Origin of the sequence: Microbacterium sp. SMR1 (assembly GCF_003289625.1) — a bacterium.
Lineage (GTDB): Bacteria > Actinomycetota > Actinomycetes > Actinomycetales > Microbacteriaceae > Microbacterium > Microbacterium plantarum.
Map to the genome: position 1 here is coordinate 276,031 of NZ_QMBN01000001.1, position 15,115 is coordinate 291,145.

A 15,115-nucleotide genomic window follows, 5' to 3' on the forward strand; every position below is an offset into this window, starting at 1 on the left:
GCGTCCGAGGATTGAACATGATCTCCCTTCCGTTGTCCGACATCGCTCGAGTGCTCTCCGGCACCCTCCACCTCGGCGGGAGCGACGCTCCCGACACCCGGGTCGAAGGGACGGTCGACACGGACTCGCGGAACATCGGTCCGGGCGACGTCTTCGTGGCCAAGCCGGGCGAGGCGACCGACGGTCACCTCTTCGTGCCGGCGGCCGCCGAGGCCGGAGCCGCGCTGGCGGTCGTCGAGCACCTCGTCGACGCCGAGATCACGCAGATCGTCGTCGCCGACGCCGTGACGGCGCTGGCTGACCTCGCTCGCGAGGTCGTCGGACGCGTGCGCGCGACGGGTGATCTCCGCGTCGTGGGGATCACCGGCTCCAACGGCAAGACCACGACGAAGAACCTCCTCGCGCGCATCCTCGAGGGGGAGGGGCCGACGGTCGCGCCGCGGGCGTCGTTCAACAACTCCGTCGGTGCGCCGCTGACCATGCTTCGTGTCGCCGACGACACGCGTTTCCTCGTCAGCGAGTTCGGTGCGGACGGCTCGGGGCAGATCGCACGTCTGGCCGGTCTCGTGACCCCCGACGTCGGAGTGGTCCTCATGGTCGGCATGGCGCACGCGGGCGGGTTCGGCGGCGTCGAGGCGACGCTGAAGGCCAAGACCGAGCTGGTCGAGGCGGTCCGTCCCGGCGGCGTGGCCGTCCTCAACGCCGACGACGCGCGCGTCGCGACGATGGCTGCGGTCGCGGAGGCTCGCGACGTCCGCGTCCGCTGGTTCGGGCGGGGCGCCGCGGCAGAGGTGCGTGCGGACGACGTCGAGGTGGATGCATCGGGGACCTCGTGCGTCGTCGTGGTCGGCGACCAGCGGATGCCGTTGCGGTTGCGGGTCCTCGGCGAGCATCACGTAATGAACGCGTTGGCCGCGATCACCGCGGCTCTCGAGCTCGGGGTCGCGCTCGAAGACGCCATCGCGCGGCTCGAGACGGTCGAGCTCGCAGAGCGCTGGCGGATGCAGCCGCTCGGGTCGGAGTCCGTGCGCATCATCAACGACGCCTACAACGCGAGCCCCGACTCGATGGCCGCAGCTCTGCGCACTCTCGCGCAGATCACGCAGCCCGGCGAGCGCAAGGTGGCCGTGCTCGGTGCGATGAGCGAGCTCGGAGAGTTCGCCGGTGACGAGCATGATCGCGTCGGCCTCCAGGCCGTCCGCCTCCGCATCGAGCGGATCGTGGTCGTCGGCGCCGAGGCGCGACGCCTGTACCTCGCTGCGATCGGCGAGGGGTCGTGGGACGGCGAGGCGGTGTTCTTCGCCGACGCCGATGCCGCGTACGACTACCTCATCGAGGAGCTGCGGGCGGGCGATCGCGTGCTGGTGAAGTCGTCGAACTCCGCGGGGCTGCGGCACCTCGGCGATCGTCTGGGAGAATTCTTCTCGTGAGATCTCTGCTGACGGCCGCGACGATCTCGCTCGCGTTCACACTCTTCCTGACGCCCCTGTTCATCCGGATCTTCGAGAAGCTCGGCTGGGGCCAGGTCATCCGCACGCCGGACGACGCGACGAACCCGAGTCACCACGCCAAGCGTGGAACGCCCACGATGGGCGGAATCATCTTCATCGTCGGCACGATCGTCGGCTACCTCGTGGGGACGCTGACCGGCGGGGCGCCGCCATCGATGTCGGGTCTCCTGGTCATCTGGATGATGGTCGGGCTGGGGATCGTCGGGTTCATCGACGACTACATGAAGGTGCGCTCGCAGCGCAGCCTCGGGCTGTCCGGATGGCGCAAGGTCGCCGGCCAGGTGATCGTGGCAGTCTCCTTCGGCATCCTCGCCCTGCTCGTGCCCAACGACGGCGGCGAGCCGGTCGGTCGCCCCTTCATCTCGCTGTTCCGCGACATCGACTGGTTGTCGTTCATGGCGCTCGGCGGTGTTGCCGGCTGGCTTCTCTACCTCGCGTGGATCTCGTTCCAGGCGGTGGCCTGGTCGAACGCGACGAACCTGACCGATGGACTCGACGGGCTCGCGACCGGCGCGGGCATCTTCACCGTGTCGGCTTACAGCCTCGTCACCTTCTGGCAGTTCCAGCAGCGCTGCGCGAGCGGTGCTCTCGTGCCGGCGTACGAGTCCGCCTGCTACACGACCAACGACCCGATGGATCTCACCATCATCTCGGCATCCTTCGTCGGCGCGCTCGTCGGGTTCCTCTGGTGGAACGCGCCCAAGGCCAAGATCTTCATGGGTGACGTCGGATCGATGGCGATCGGCGGGGTCATCGTCGCCATGGCCGTGCTCTCGCGTACCGAGCTGCTCGCGGTCATCATCGCCGGCGTGTTCATCATCGCGCCCGGCTCGGTGATCCTCCAGCGCTACTACTTCAAGGCCACCGGCGGTAAGCGCCTGTTCCTCATGAGCCCGTTCCACCACCACCTCGAGATGCGGGGGTGGCCCGAGGTGACGATCGTCGTCCGGATGTGGATCATCGCCGGAATGCTGGCGGTCGGCGGCGTCGGTCTCTTCTACGTCGCATGGCTGGCAGCGGTATGACCACCCGTCTGGACAGCCTCACGAGCTGGCACGCTGACTGGCGCGGACTCCGCGTCGTCGTCCTCGGGCTGTCGGTCACCGGCTTCTCCGTCGCTGACACCCTCGCCGAGCTCGGCGCCGATGTGCTCGTTGCCACCGAGGGCGCGGATGCCGAGTACGCGCGGCTTCTGCCCGTCATCGGCGTCTCGCTCCATGACGGCTCCTTGCAGAGCGTGCCGGAGACGGTCGTGGCGCACGCGCCGGAGGTCGTGATCGCATCCCCCGGGTTCCCCCCGCACCACCCGGTGATCCGCTGGGCCCGCGAGAACGGGATCGCCGTCTGGGGCGACATCGAGCTCGGGTGGCGCGTGCGCGACAAGGTCGTCCGTCCTGACGGCAGCCCGGCTGACTGGGTGCTCATCACGGGCACGAACGGCAAGACGACCACGACGCAGCTCACCGCGGCCATGCTGGCCGCCGGCGGGCTGCGGGCCGCCCCGTGCGGCAACATCGGCGTCCCGGTACTCGACGCCGTCCGCGATCCGGGTGGTTTCGACGTCCTCGTCGTCGAGGTGTCGAGCCATCAGCTCTGGTACCTCGGCCTGGCCGAGGGCCCCGACCGGCTTTCGCCTCACGCGAGCGTGTGCTTGAACCTCGCGGACGATCACCTCGAGTGGCATGGTTCATTCGAGGCGTACCGCGACGCGAAGGCCGTCGTGTACGAGAACACCCGCGTCGCGTGCGTCTACAACAAGTCGGATGCAGCCACCCGCGAGATGGTCGAGGAGGCCGAGGTCGTCGAGGGCTGCCGCGCCATCGGGTTCGACCTGGGTGTTCCGGGCCCGAGCGATCTCGGGGTCGTCGACGGCATCCTCGTCGATCGTGCCTTCCATGAGGACCGGCGTTCGTCGGCTCTCGAACTGACGACGGTCGCCGAGCTCGCGGCGCGCGGCCTCGCGGCTCCTCACATCGTCGCGAACATTCTCGCCGCGGCGGCCCTCGCTCGCTCGCTCGATGTCGAGCCCGCCGCCATCCGCGAGGCGGTGCTGGTGTTCCGCCTCGACCCGCACCGGATCGAAGTGGTCGCTCGCGTGTCGGGCGTGACCTGGGTGGATGACTCGAAGGCGACCAACCCGCACGCGGCGGCCTCGTCGCTCGCCGCCTTCCCGGGCGCGATCTGGGTCGTGGGCGGGCTCCTCAAGGGTGTCGACATCTCCGAACTCGTCGCGGGACGAGGTGCGGCGACCAAAGCGGCCATCGTCATCGGCGAGGACCGCACCGCCGTGCTCGCCGCGTTCGCGCGACACGCCCCCGCGGTCCCGGTGATCGAGGTCGAGGCGACTCAGACTGAGGATGTCATGGCACGGGTCGTCGAACTGGCGGCCGGCGTCGCCGGTGACGGGGATGTCGTGCTCCTCGCACCCGCTGCGGCGTCGTTCGATCAGTTCGCCTCCTACGCAGACCGCGGTCGTCGCTTCGCGGAGGCCGTGCGCGAACGGATCGGAAGGGGAGACGGTGACCACGACGCCGAGCCGCCCGACGCCCCCGCCGACGACGCTCGCTGACGACGGTCAGACGCGGAGCGGCTTCGCGGCGCGTGTGTCGCTCGGGCGCGTGTTCGCGCCGGTGCCCAGCGAATTCCTGCTGCTCGCCTCGACCGCCCTCATCCTGACCGGCTTCGGCCTCGTGATGGTGCTGTCGGCGACGATGGCGACGGCCAACGCGAGCCCCTTCGAGACGGTGCTGAAGCAAGCGGTGTTCGCGCTGCTCGGCATCCCGCTGATGTTCATCGCGAGCCGGATGCCGCTGCGGTTCTGGAAACGCATCGCGTGGCCGGCCCTCGTCGCCGGCATCCTTCTGCAGCTGCTCGTCTTCGTGCCCGGCCTCGGCGTCCGCAACGATGGAAACACCAACTGGATCTCGGTCTTCGGGTTCCAGGCGCAGCCGTCGGAGTTCCTCAAGCTCGCCCTCGCCGTGTGGTTGGGCTTCGTGCTCTACCGGAAGCAGACGCTCCTGTCGAAGTGGCAGCACGTGTTCATCCCGGTCGTTCCCGTCGGCGCTCTGGTGATCGGCACCGTCATGGGCGGTCACGATCTGGGCACGGCGATGATCCTCATGGCGATCCTCCTCGGCTGCCTCTTCTTCTCCGGCGTCAAGCTTCGGCTCTTCGTGATCCCGTTGATCCTGGTCGTGGCTGCTGCTGCGGTGTTCGCGGTCACGAGCCCGAACCGCATGGCGCGCATCATGAGCTTCCTCAACGTCGACTCGACCGACTGCTACTTCGCCGATGCGGGTTCGTGCTACCAGCCCCTCCACGGGATCTGGGCGCTCGCGAGCGGCGGCATCTTCGGTCTGGGCCTCGGCAACTCGCGCGAGAAGTACCAGTGGCTGCCCGCCGCCGCGAACGACTACATCTTCGCGATCGTGGGGGAGGAGCTCGGCCTCATCGGCTGCGCCGTCGTCCTCGCTCTCTTCGCGCTCTACGCCGTCGGGGCTTTCCACATCGTGCGCAAGACCCACGATCCGTTCGTGCGGATCGTCTCGGGCGGCATCACGATCTGGATCGTGGGTCAGGCGCTCGTGAACATCGGCGTCGTCCTGCGCATCTTCCCGGTCCTGGGCGTGCCGCTGCCCTTCATGTCGCAGGGCGGGACCTCTCTCGTGTCGGGTCTGCTGGCGACCGGGGTTCTGCTCTCGTTCGCGCGGACGCTGCCTGTTCGCGCTCCGGCGCTCGAGGTCGCCTCGGGGGCGCGACCGGTGCGTCCCGCGGGCGCCGAGGCGCGCTCGGCCCGCCGGTAGGCTCGGTGCAGTGACGACCTACCTTCTGGCAGGCGGCGGCACGGCGGGCCATGTCAATCCGCTTCTCGCCGTGGCCGATGCCCTGCGCGACCGACGACCCGACGACACGGTTCTGGTACTCGGAACCCGCGAGGGGCTCGAGTCCCGGCTGGTCCCCGAACGGGGCTACGAACTGCTGATCGTCGACAAGGTGCCCTTCCCCCGGCGTCCGAACGGTGCCGCGATCCGTTTCCCGGCCCGTTGGCTGCGTGCGGTCGCGCAGGTGCGCACATATATCCGCGAGCGAGGAGTCGACGTCGTCGCCGGTTTCGGTGGCTATGCCGCCGCTCCGGCCTACGTCGCGGCGCGCCGCGAGGGCGTGCCCTACGTCGTCCACGAGGCGAACGCCCGTCCCGGGCTCGCGAACGTGCTCGGCGCCCGACGCGCGGCCGCGACGGGCATCGTGTTCGACGGCACCCCGCTGCGCGGTGCGCAGGTGGTCGGAATGCCGCTTCGTCGCGAGATCGTCGACCTCGACCGGGCGGCGCGTCGTGCCGAGGCTGCGGCGGCCTTCGGTCTCGACCCCGCGCGCCCCGTCGTGCTGGTCTTCGGAGGCTCGCTGGGCGCTCGTCGGCTGAACGAGGCGCTCGCGGGCTCGTGGCGAGACATCGTCGATGCCGGCTGGCAGGTGCTGCACGCGTCGGGCGAGCGCAACGAGGTCTCCGAGGCCGCGTCGCCGGACTACCGGGTCGTGCCCTATCTCGATCGGATGGACCTGGCGTTCGCCCTCGCCGACGTCGTCGTCTCGCGCTCAGGGGCGGCGACGGTGAGCGAGGTCAGCGCGCTCGGCATCCCCGCCGTCTACGTGCCCTACGCGGTGGGAAACGGCGAGCAGGCGCTGAACGCCGCGGGAGCCGTCCGCGCCGGAGCCGCGCGCATCATCGACGACGCCGACTTCACGCCCGAGCGCGTTCGCTCCGAGGTCGTGCCCCTGCTGAGCGATGGCGACGAACTGGAGCGGATGCGGCGCGCAGCCGGCGCCGTCGGCACACGCGAGGGGGCGGCGAACGTGGTGGCCCTCCTGGATGCCGCGCAGCGACGCTGAGGGCGTGGCGGGCGGTGCTGTCAGCCGGGCGACCTAGACTTGACGGGTCATGATCAGACCCGACTTGAGCCTCCCGATCCCCGCCGACATCACCGCCGCGCACTTCATCGGCATCGGTGGATCGGGCATGTCCGGCCTCGCCGGGATGTTCCTCGACCGCGGCATCCGCGTCTCGGGATCCGACCGGGCCGACAGCCCTGCGATGCGCGCGCTGGCCGCCCGCGGCGCCGACGTCCACATCGGACACGACGCGGCGCATCTTCCCGATGACGCCGACACGGTCGTCCACACCGGGGCGATCTGGCCCGAGAACCCCGAGTTCCTCCTCGCCAAGGAGCGCGGCCTGCACGTCATCCACCGCTCGCAGGCCCTGCACTGGCTCGTCGGTGGCCGCCGACTCGTGTCGGTGGCGGGTGCGCACGGCAAGACGACCTCCACGGGCATGATCGTCACGGCGCTCCGTGGTCTCGGGACGCGGCCGACCTTCGTCAACGGCGGTGTCATCGCCGACCTGGGTGTCTCGAGCGCGACCGGAGACGACGATGTCTTCGTCATCGAAGCCGACGAGTCCGACGGCACCTTCCTGCTCTACGACACCTCCATCGCCCTCATCACGAACGTCGATCCGGATCACCTCGATCACTGGCAGACCCGAGAGGCGTTCTACGACGGCTTCGTCCGCTTCGCGGATGGCGCGCGCGAGGCCGTCGTCATCTCCGCCGACGACCCGGGTGCAGCACGCGTCGCAGCCGCCCTCAGCCACCGCCGCGTCGTCACCTTCGGTGAGGCCGGCGACGCCGACGTCCGCGTCTCCGACATCGTGACGGACGGGCCGGTGTCGTTCTCGCTCACCGCCGGGGGAGAGACCGCCCACGGCCGGCTCTCGGTGCCGGGCGCCCACAACGCGATCAACGCGGCGGGCGCCGTCGCCGTGCTCGTCGCCCTCGGATACGAGCTCGAGCGCGCCCTCCGAGCGGTGGAAGGATTCGGCGGCACGGCCCGACGGTTCGAGCTCCACGGCGTCACCCGGGGCGTCAGCGTCTACGACGACTATGCGCACCACCCGACCGAGGTGGCTGCGGCGCTCTCCGCAGCGCGGACCGTCGTGGGCGGCGGGCGGATCATCGCCCTGCATCAGCCGCACACGTACTCGCGCACGCAGGAGATGTTCCGCGAGTTCGCCGACGTGCTCGAGACCCATGCCGACCACACGGTCGTCCTGGATGTGTACGGAGCGCGCGAAGATCCGGTGCCGGGAGTGACGGGCGAGTTGGTCAGCGGCGCGTTCAGCGACCCCGGGCACGTGCACTTCGTCGCCGATTGGCAGGAGGCCGCCGACTACGCGGCGGGCGTCGCGCGCGAGGGCGACTTCATCGTCACCCTCGGTTGCGGCAACGTCAACCTGATCATCCCGCAGGTGCTCGAGTCGCTCGCCCGGGCGGAGGGGTAGCCGGTGCGTCGCCCGAGTCCGCTGCCACCGTCCCCGCGGCCGCGCGGCGGGCAGGACGGCGCCGGTGCGCCGGCCGACCGTCCCACGTCGGCTCCGCGGCGGGTGGACCCACCGCGGCGCGACGCCGATGAGCGGGGTGCGGGCGTGGCGGAAAGCGTCTCGCCGGATGCCACCGAGACCCAGCCCGTCGAGGAGCTGTGGCACCAGCGCGGCCGCGACTACGGGATAGCGCCGATCATCCCGTTCGATCCGCCCGCCCGCGGAGAGCCTGCGGCGCCGCCCGCATCCGACGTCTCGGATGTCGACGAGCCCGACCGGCCGCTCACGGCGCGCGATCTGTGGGGCGCGGCGCGTGCGAGGCGGCGGGCGCTGCGTCGCGAGGTGCGGCGCTTCACGGCACGTCAGCGTCGGCGCAGACGTATCTGGCTGATCTCCGCCGGCGTTCTGGCGGCTCTCGTGCTCGGGTCTATCGGCGCCGCCTACAGCCCCTTGTTCGCGGTCGAACGCGTCACGATCGTGGGAACCTCGCAACTCGACGCCGGCGCAGTCGAGACAGCGCTCGAGGGTCAGATCGGGACGCCGATGCCCCTCGTCGACGAGAGCGCTGTGAAGGCAGCACTCGTCTCGTTCCCGCTGGTCGAGTCGTACAGCCTCGAAGCGCGTCCGCCGCACGAGCTCGTGGTTCGCATCGTCGAGCGGACACCGGTCGGCGCCGTGCAGGGCGAGGCCGGTTACACGCTGGTCGATGCCGCGGGCGTCGCGCTGTCGACCACCCCGGAACCGCCGTCCGGTCAGCCGCTCCTCGAGGTCGAGGGAGGCCTGTCGTCGAGCACCTTCGCCGCCGCGGGGCAGGTCTTCCGCTCGCTGCCGGAGTCCCTGCGGACCCAGGTCACGGTGCTGTCCGCGACGACGCCGAACGACGTGACGCTCACGCTCACCGACGGCCGCTCGGTGGTCTGGGGTGGGGCGAGCGACTCGGCCAAGAAGGTCCAGGCGCTCGAAGCGCTCATGGCGGCTCGACCGGATGCCTCCGGCTACGACGTGTCGTCGCCGCAGGCGGCAGTCGTCCGCTGAGGCGTCGATCCTGTCCCTTTTCCGCTGCTCCGAGAAACGCGCAACACGGGATGTCGCGACACGCCGCGCACGTCCGGCGGGTGAGTCCCCGAGTGCGTAGCTTCAACTCAGGAATTGCATACCCGGCAATTCTTTAAACCTCTACGTGAGGTTGAAGGTTTACGAGCAGGGTTCGGGACGAGATGGAGGCCGGCATGAGCCAGAACCAGAACTACCTCGCGGTGATCAAGGTCGTCGGTGTGGGCGGTGGCGGCGTCAATGCCGTCAACCGGATGATCGAGCTGGGGCTGCGGGGTGTCGAGTTCATCGCGGTGAACACCGACGCGCAGGCGCTCCTCATGAGCGACGCGGACGTCAAGCTCGACGTCGGCCGCGAACTGACGCGAGGCCTCGGTGCCGGCGCCGACCCCGAGGTGGGTCGCCGCGCCGCAGAGGATCACGCCGAGGAGATCGAGGAGGCGCTCGCAGGTGCCGACATGGTCTTCGTCACCGCCGGTGAGGGCGGCGGAACCGGTACCGGCGGTGCCCCTGTCGTGGCGCGGATCGCCAAGTCGATCGGGGCGCTCACGATCGGTGTCGTCACCAAGCCCTTCTCGTTCGAGGGCCGTCGTCGCCAGAGCCAGGCCGAGGCCGGTGTGTCGAAGCTGAAGGAAGAGGTCGACACCCTCATCGTCGTCCCGAACGACCGCCTGCTCGAGATCAGCGATCGTGGCATCTCGATGGTCGAGGCTTTCGCGACCGCCGACCAGGTGCTCCTCGCCGGTGTCCAGGGCATCACCGACCTCATCACGACGCCCGGCCTCATCAACCTCGACTTCGCCGACGTGAAGTCGGTCATGCAGGGCGCCGGTTCGGCTCTCATGGGCATCGGCTCCGCTCGTGGCGCCGACCGCGCCATCAAGGCGGCCGAGCTGGCTGTCGAGTCGCCGCTGCTCGAAGCCTCGATCGAAGGCGCCCACGGCGTCCTGCTGTCGATCCAGGGTGGATCGAACCTCGGCATCTTCGAGATCAACGACGCGGCGCAGCTCGTCAAGGAGGCGGCGCACCCCGAGGCCAATATCATCTTCGGTACGGTCATCGACGACACCCTCGGCGACGAGGTTCGCGTGACCGTCATCGCCGCGGGCTTCGACGGCGGCGAGCCCCAGGCTCGCATCGAGCCGATCGCCGCCGCCCGGCCGTCGGCGCCGCCGGTGGTCCCCGAGATCCCGGCTGAGCAGGCCGCGGCATCCGAGCCGGTCGAGCGTCGTGAGGCCAAGGAGACGGTGCCGGTCTCGGCGAAGAGCGAGTCGTACGACTCGGTCTTCGGTGACGATGACCTCGACATCCCCGACTTCCTGAAGTAGACCGAACGATCCATGCCGGACCTTGCCGCACGGCTCGCCGACGTCGACGCCCGCATCGCAGCTGCGATGCGGGCGTCGGGTCGCGCCGCGGATGAGGTGACGCGGATCGTGGTGACCAAGTTCCACCCTCCGGCGCTCATCACTGAGCTGCACGCCCTCGGCGTGCGCGACGTGGGGGAGAACCGGCAGCAGGAGCTCACCGCCAAGCACGATGAGCTCGCCGACCTCGAGGGCATGCGCTGGCATTTCATCGGGCAGGCGCAGACGAACAAGGCCCGTGCCGTGCGAGCCGCAGCGGATGTCGTCCACTCGGTGGATCGCGCGCGTATTGCCGACGCGCTCCATGTGGCGGCTCCCGAGGGGGCGCCGCTCGATGTGCTGGTGCAGGTCAATCTGACCGACGACCCGGGCCGCGGTGGCGTCGCGCCGAGCGGTGTCGAGGCCCTCGCCGCCCACGTGGCGGAGCACTGCACGAGTCTCCGGATGCGCGGTGTGATGGCTGTGGCTCCCGTCGGCGAGGAGCCGGCCGCGGCCTTCGCCCGTCTCGCGCAGGCGTCCGTCGCCCTGCGCTCCGTCGCGTCCGACGCGACCTGGATCTCCGCCGGGATGACCGGCGATTTCGTCGAAGCGATCTCCGCCGGTGCGACACACCTGCGGATCGGATCGGCAATCACGGGACCGCGCCCGGACCGCGGATAGCCTCGGAACAGACGAGCAAACGGAGGATGCGATGTCGAACCCGCTGAAGAAGACCATGGTTTACCTGGGCCTCGCAGATGAGGAAGAAATGTACGAAGAGCCGCAGGCCGAGCAGCAGCAGGCCCGCCGTGACAAGCCCGTCGAGAAGCCGGCCGCGCCGGTGACTCCGCTGCACCGTCCGGCGGTCGTGCGTCAGCCCACCACGGGAACCGTCAGCGAGATTCTGACCGTTCACCCCAAGCAGTATCGCGATGCGCAGGTCATCGCCGAGAACTTCCGCGAGGGTGTGCCGGTCATCATCAACCTCTCGCAGATGAGCGACGCCGACGCGCGGCGCCTCATCGATTTCGCGAGCGGACTCTCCCTCGGTCTGTACGGCCGCATCGAGCGCGTGACGAGCAAGGTGTTCCTGCTCTCACCCGAGAACATCGCCGTCTCCGGCGACGGCGCTGTGGCTCAGGCTGAGCCTGAGGCGGCGCCGTTCGCGCAGTGACCTGACGTGGATGTCGTTCGGCTGATCGCCGCGCTCGTCTACTTCGCTCTGCTGCTGTACATCCTCGTTCTGTTCGTCCGACTGATCCTGGAGTACATCCCCCTGTTCAACCGGGAGTGGCGCCCGCGGGGCTTCACCCTCGTGCTCGCCGAGGTCGTCTATACGATCACGGACCCCCCGATCAAGACACTGCGCCGGGTCATCCCTCCGATCCGACTCGGCGTCATCGCAATCGATCTGGCATTCCCGCTCACCATGCTGGCGTGCTTCATCCTGCTGTCGATCACCCGCGTGATCGCCTTCTCCTGAGGCGGTCGCGGCGGGATCGTCGCGGCCGCGAAGGCGTCGGACTATGCTGGGTGGGTACGGCCCGCTGCGGCGGGTGCCGGCTGACCGGCCCGCGTCGTGAGCCCTGAAAGAGGACAACACCATGGCTTTGACCCCTGAAGACGTCGTCACCAAGCAGTTCCAGCACGTGCGTTTCAAGGAAGGATTCGACCCCGATGAGGTCGACGACTTCCTCGACGAGATCGTCGTGGAATGGCGCAAGACGATCGCCGAGAACGACGAGCTCAAGGCGAAGCTCGCTGCCTACGAGTCGGGTGAGACGCCCGCTGCAGCTCCCGCCGACGACGCCGTCGTCGAGGACGTGCCCGCGCCGGTTCCCGCCGTCGAGCAGCCCGCCCCGGCCGCCGACATGGCTCCCGCCGCCGCATCCGCCGGCATCATCGAGCTGGCCCAGCGCCTGCACGATGAGCACGTGGCCGAGGGCAAGGCGCAGCGCGACAAGCTCATCGCCGACGCGCAGGCTCAGGCCGCGTCGATCATCTCCGAGGCGGAGGCCCGCGGCCGCGACGAGGTGGCGCGTCTCGAGGCCGAGCGCGTGTCGCTCGAAGGTCGTATCTCCGAGCTGCAGCAGTTCGAGAAGGACTACCGCGGCCAGCTCCGCGGCTTCATCGAGAGCAAGCTCCGCGACCTCGACACGACCGGCGTCTCGGCCGGCGCGTAATCCTTGGCGTCGCGCAAGCGTCTGAACGGTCCGGCGGCCGGTGCCCTCGTCGCGATTCTCGCGGCAGTGGTACTGGCCGCCGACCAGTTCACGAAGTATCTCGCGCTCGAGAACCTGCCGTACCAGCGTGAGGTTCCGGTCCTCGGCGAGTTCTTCCAGCTGTATCTGACGAAGAACCCCGGCGCAGCGTTCTCGCTCGGCACGGGGGTCACCTGGCTCTTCACGCTCGCACTTGCGGCTGTGGCGGTCGTCGTGATCGTGCTCACGGTCCGCAGCGTGCGCACGAGGTCGTGGGCCATCGTCCTCGGATTGCTCCTCGGGGGCGTCCTCGGGAACCTCACCGATCGCCTGCTCCGGGAACCCGGCTTCCTCGTCGGGCACGTCGTCGACTTCATCCACACCCCGTGGATGTGGCTGTGGTTCCCGTCGGCGATCTACAACGTCGCCGACATGTTCATCGTCACGATGATGATCTCCGTCGCCGTGCTGGTCGTGATCGGCGTCCGTTTCGACGGCTCACGCGAGCGCCGCAACGTGGACGAGGCCGCCGGGGCCGCTGCCACTGCGGATACGGAACGCTGACATGCCGCAACGCGCGCTCCCGGTTCCCGACGGGCTCGACGGCGTCCGTGTCGACGCCGCGCTGGCCAAGCTGCTCGGGTTCTCGCGGACTTTCGCCGCGGAGGTGGCGGCTGCGGGTGGTGTGACGCTCGACGGTCGCACGCTCGGGAAGTCCGACAAGCTCGCCGCCGGAGCGTGGCTCGACGTGTTCTGGGAGGAGCGAGCAGAGGCTCAGATCGTCCCAGTCGCGGTTCCCGACCTCGGCATCGTGCACGACGATGACGACATCGTGGTCGTCGACAAGCCGGCGGGTGTCGCCGCCCATCCCTCGCTCGGCTGGGACGGCCCGACCGTGCTCGGCGCTCTGGCCGCCGCCGGCTATCGCATCGCGACGACCGGGGCGGCCGAGCGCCAGGGCGTGGTGCACCGCCTGGATGTCGGGACGAGCGGTCTCATGGTCGTCGCGAAGAGCGAACCCGCCTACGTCGCCCTCAAGCGCGCATTCAAGGAGCGTGAGGTCGAGAAGATCTATCACGCGGTGGTGCAGGGTCACCCCGACCCGCTCTCGGGGACGATCGACGCCCCGATCGGCCGCCACCCGTCGCACTCCTGGAAGTTCGCCGTCACGCCGACCGGGAAGGACTCGGTCACCCACTACGAGACGCTGGAGGCGTTCGTCGGCGCATCCCTGCTCGAGATCCACCTGGAGACCGGTCGCACCCATCAGATCCGCGTTCACATGGCCGCCCACCGGCATCCGTGCGTCGGCGACCCGCTCTACGGTGCCGACCCGACACTGTCCGCCCGGCTCGGGTTGACGCGTCAATGGCTGCACGCTCATCGCCTCGCATTCGAACACCCCGTGACGGGGGAGTGGTCGGCGTTCACGTCGCCCTACGCCCCCGACCTCGCGCGCGCCCTCGAGATCCTCAGCGGCGACTGACGGGTCGGCCCGCGTTCGCCCCTCGCGTCGCGATCACGGCTCGCCGAGCCGATCGGCGAGAGCACGCGCCTCGCGACGCCCTGCGATGAGTCGATCAGACAGGCCGTCGTGCGCAGACTCGAGGGCACTGGCATCGCCGTGGGCGCGGAGCAGAGCGAGCCCGCCGCGGAGGTTCGTCGCCGCGCCGCCCAGGCCCGCGGCGACTGTGTCAGCGGCGACGGCGACGTCCGACATGAGGTGGCGGTTGCCGACGTCGGCGAGCAAGCGCACCTCGTCCCAAACGCCGAGCGCGATCTCGCCGAGGGCAGCCGACGTCTCGATGGCGCGGGTCGCCGCATCGACGATGCGACGGTCGCGCTCGCCCGGGTCGTCGTCCGGCCTCAGCGCCGCACCGAGCGCGCCCGACGCCCGGCCGTCGTCGTCAGCCGCGGCGATGGCCGCGTCGCGGAGCCGTGCGAGACGGTCGTCGATCCCGTCCGCGGCCGGCTCCGCGGAGCTGTAGCGGCTCACCATCTGAGCGAGTGCCGCCGCGACGGCCGTCACGACTCCGCTGGCCGCTCCGCCGCCGGGGTCGCCGTTGTCCCGCGCGAGGGCGTCGAGCAGGTCGCCCAGGGCGACGCGCGAGCTCACCGGCCGCCCCGGAACGTCGCCGGGTCATCCTCGGCGACGGCGAGGGCGATCTTGCGGACGTGCTCGGGCGCGACGTCGATCATCTGTCCGAGGTCGTAGAACCCGACGTCGGTCAGCTCGCCGTCCGCAGGGTGCGGGTCGCCCGAGACCCAGGAGCACCGGAACACCAGGTCGAGGTAGTCGACCTGATCGCCGTTGGCGTAGACGATGCGGGGGATCTGGTGCACGAGGGCGAGGCGCTCCGCACGGACGACGACGCCCGCCTCTTCGAGACACTCGCGGACCGCGGCGTCTGCAGGCTCCTCACCCGGGTCGACGATGCCGGAGACCGGCTGCCAGCTCCCGTTGTCGGCGCGCTTGCCCAGGAGCACCTTCTCATCGCGGAACACCACGGCGGTGACCCCCACGAGGGGCAGCGGAGCGGTGCCGATCTTCTTGCGCAGATCGAGGACGAAGTCGGGAGTGGCCATGGGCCCAGCCTAGGACCGGTGTCCGAGCCCGAACGTAGACTC

General features: G+C 69.8%; 16 protein-coding genes. 14 read left to right on the forward strand and 2 right to left on the reverse strand.

The window, feature by feature from the left end; translation table 11 throughout:
* The first annotated feature begins 17 nt into the window (after positions 1-17).
* From murF to DO944_RS01395, 14 genes are all read left to right on the forward strand, one after another.
* A complete protein-coding gene (gene murF / locus DO944_RS01330; RefSeq protein WP_112613944.1) occupies positions 18-1,430 on the forward strand; it encodes a UDP-N-acetylmuramoyl-tripeptide--D-alanyl-D-alanine ligase in 1,413 nt (470 codons plus the stop codon).
* Positions 1,427-2,536 (forward strand): phospho-N-acetylmuramoyl-pentapeptide-transferase, encoded by a 1,110-nt coding sequence (mraY, locus tag DO944_RS01335; RefSeq protein ID WP_112613946.1) that lies wholly within the window; start codon positions 1,427-1,429, stop codon positions 2,534-2,536. The genes murF and mraY overlap by 4 nt, the downstream gene beginning before the upstream one ends.
* The gene (gene murD, locus DO944_RS01340) at positions 2,533-4,080 is read left to right on the forward strand and encodes a UDP-N-acetylmuramoyl-L-alanine--D-glutamate ligase (RefSeq protein WP_112613948.1); all 1,548 of its coding nucleotides are present in this window, start codon (positions 2,533-2,535) and stop codon (positions 4,078-4,080) included. The genes mraY and murD overlap by 4 nt, the downstream gene beginning before the upstream one ends.
* Positions 4,031-5,314: a putative lipid II flippase FtsW gene (ftsW, locus tag DO944_RS01345; RefSeq protein ID WP_112613950.1), complete on the forward strand. Its 1,284-nt coding sequence runs from the start codon at positions 4,031-4,033 to the stop codon at positions 5,312-5,314. The genes murD and ftsW overlap by 50 nt, the downstream gene beginning before the upstream one ends.
* A gap of 10 nt (positions 5,315-5,324) precedes the next feature.
* Positions 5,325-6,398, forward strand: a complete 1,074-nt coding sequence (locus DO944_RS01350; RefSeq protein WP_112613952.1) for a glycosyltransferase — start codon at positions 5,325-5,327, stop codon at positions 6,396-6,398.
* A 49-nt stretch (positions 6,399-6,447) separates the two neighbouring features.
* On the forward strand, positions 6,448-7,848 hold the full coding sequence (murC, locus tag DO944_RS01355; protein ID WP_112613954.1) for a UDP-N-acetylmuramate--L-alanine ligase: 1,401 nt from the start codon (positions 6,448-6,450) through the stop codon (positions 7,846-7,848).
* 144 nt (positions 7,849-7,992) lie between these two features.
* Positions 7,993-8,922, forward strand: coding sequence for an FtsQ-type POTRA domain-containing protein (locus tag DO944_RS01360; protein WP_309300085.1), 930 nt, complete (start codon positions 7,993-7,995; stop codon positions 8,920-8,922).
* Positions 8,923-9,116: 194 nt separating this feature from the next.
* Positions 9,117-10,268, forward strand: a complete 1,152-nt coding sequence (ftsZ, locus tag DO944_RS01365) for a cell division protein FtsZ (protein ID WP_112615065.1) — start codon at positions 9,117-9,119, stop codon at positions 10,266-10,268.
* Positions 10,269-10,280: 12 nt separating this feature from the next.
* The gene (locus DO944_RS01370; RefSeq protein WP_112613958.1) at positions 10,281-10,967 is read left to right on the forward strand and encodes a YggS family pyridoxal phosphate-dependent enzyme; all 687 of its coding nucleotides are present in this window, start codon (positions 10,281-10,283) and stop codon (positions 10,965-10,967) included.
* 31 nt (positions 10,968-10,998) lie between these two features.
* Positions 10,999-11,460, forward strand: a complete 462-nt coding sequence (locus DO944_RS01375) for a cell division protein SepF (RefSeq protein ID WP_112613960.1) — start codon at positions 10,999-11,001, stop codon at positions 11,458-11,460.
* 6 nt (positions 11,461-11,466) lie between these two features.
* The gene (locus DO944_RS01380; protein ID WP_112613962.1) at positions 11,467-11,769 is read left to right on the forward strand and encodes a YggT family protein; all 303 of its coding nucleotides are present in this window, start codon (positions 11,467-11,469) and stop codon (positions 11,767-11,769) included.
* 121 nt (positions 11,770-11,890) lie between these two features.
* Entirely contained in the window at positions 11,891-12,469 is a 579-nt protein-coding gene (locus DO944_RS01385; RefSeq protein ID WP_112613964.1) for a DivIVA domain-containing protein, read from the forward strand.
* Between the two features lie 3 nt (positions 12,470-12,472).
* Positions 12,473-13,051: a signal peptidase II gene (gene lspA, locus DO944_RS01390; protein ID WP_112613966.1), complete on the forward strand. Its 579-nt coding sequence runs from the start codon at positions 12,473-12,475 to the stop codon at positions 13,049-13,051.
* Position 13,052: 1 nt separating this feature from the next.
* On the forward strand, positions 13,053-13,973 hold the full coding sequence (locus DO944_RS01395; RefSeq protein WP_112613968.1) for an RluA family pseudouridine synthase: 921 nt from the start codon (positions 13,053-13,055) through the stop codon (positions 13,971-13,973).
* A 33-nt stretch (positions 13,974-14,006) separates the two neighbouring features.
* Here DO944_RS01395 and DO944_RS01400 read toward each other — a convergent pair whose 3' ends face one another.
* Complete coding sequence (locus tag DO944_RS01400) at positions 14,007-14,603, reverse strand: cyclodeaminase/cyclohydrolase family protein (protein ID WP_112613970.1); 597 nt, start codon at positions 14,601-14,603, stop codon at positions 14,007-14,009.
* The gene (locus DO944_RS01405) at positions 14,600-15,073 is read right to left on the reverse strand and encodes an NUDIX domain-containing protein (protein WP_112613972.1); all 474 of its coding nucleotides are present in this window, start codon (positions 15,071-15,073) and stop codon (positions 14,600-14,602) included. Before DO944_RS01405 ends, DO944_RS01400 begins: the two co-directional genes overlap by 4 nt.
* Positions 15,074-15,115: the final 42 nt, after the last annotated feature.

Coding starts and splice junctions, on each gene's coding strand:
- murD (WP_112613948.1), top strand. CDS start 2,533: ATGACCACCCGTCTGGACAGCCTCACGAGCTGGCACGCTGACTGGCGC.
- ftsZ (WP_112615065.1), top strand. CDS start 9,117: ATGAGCCAGAACCAGAACTACCTCGCGGTGATCAAGGTCGTCGGTGTG.
- murC (WP_112613954.1), top strand. CDS start 6,448: ATGATCAGACCCGACTTGAGCCTCCCGATCCCCGCCGACATCACCGCC.
- DO944_RS01405 (WP_112613972.1), bottom strand. CDS start 15,073: ATGGCCACTCCCGACTTCGTCCTCGATCTGCGCAAGAAGATCGGCACC.
- DO944_RS01395 (WP_112613968.1), top strand. CDS start 13,053: ATGCCGCAACGCGCGCTCCCGGTTCCCGACGGGCTCGACGGCGTCCGT.
- DO944_RS01385 (WP_112613964.1), top strand. CDS start 11,891: ATGGCTTTGACCCCTGAAGACGTCGTCACCAAGCAGTTCCAGCACGTG.
- DO944_RS01375 (WP_112613960.1), top strand. CDS start 10,999: ATGTCGAACCCGCTGAAGAAGACCATGGTTTACCTGGGCCTCGCAGAT.
- DO944_RS01370 (WP_112613958.1), top strand. CDS start 10,281: ATGCCGGACCTTGCCGCACGGCTCGCCGACGTCGACGCCCGCATCGCA.
- murF (WP_112613944.1), top strand. CDS start 18: ATGATCTCCCTTCCGTTGTCCGACATCGCTCGAGTGCTCTCCGGCACC.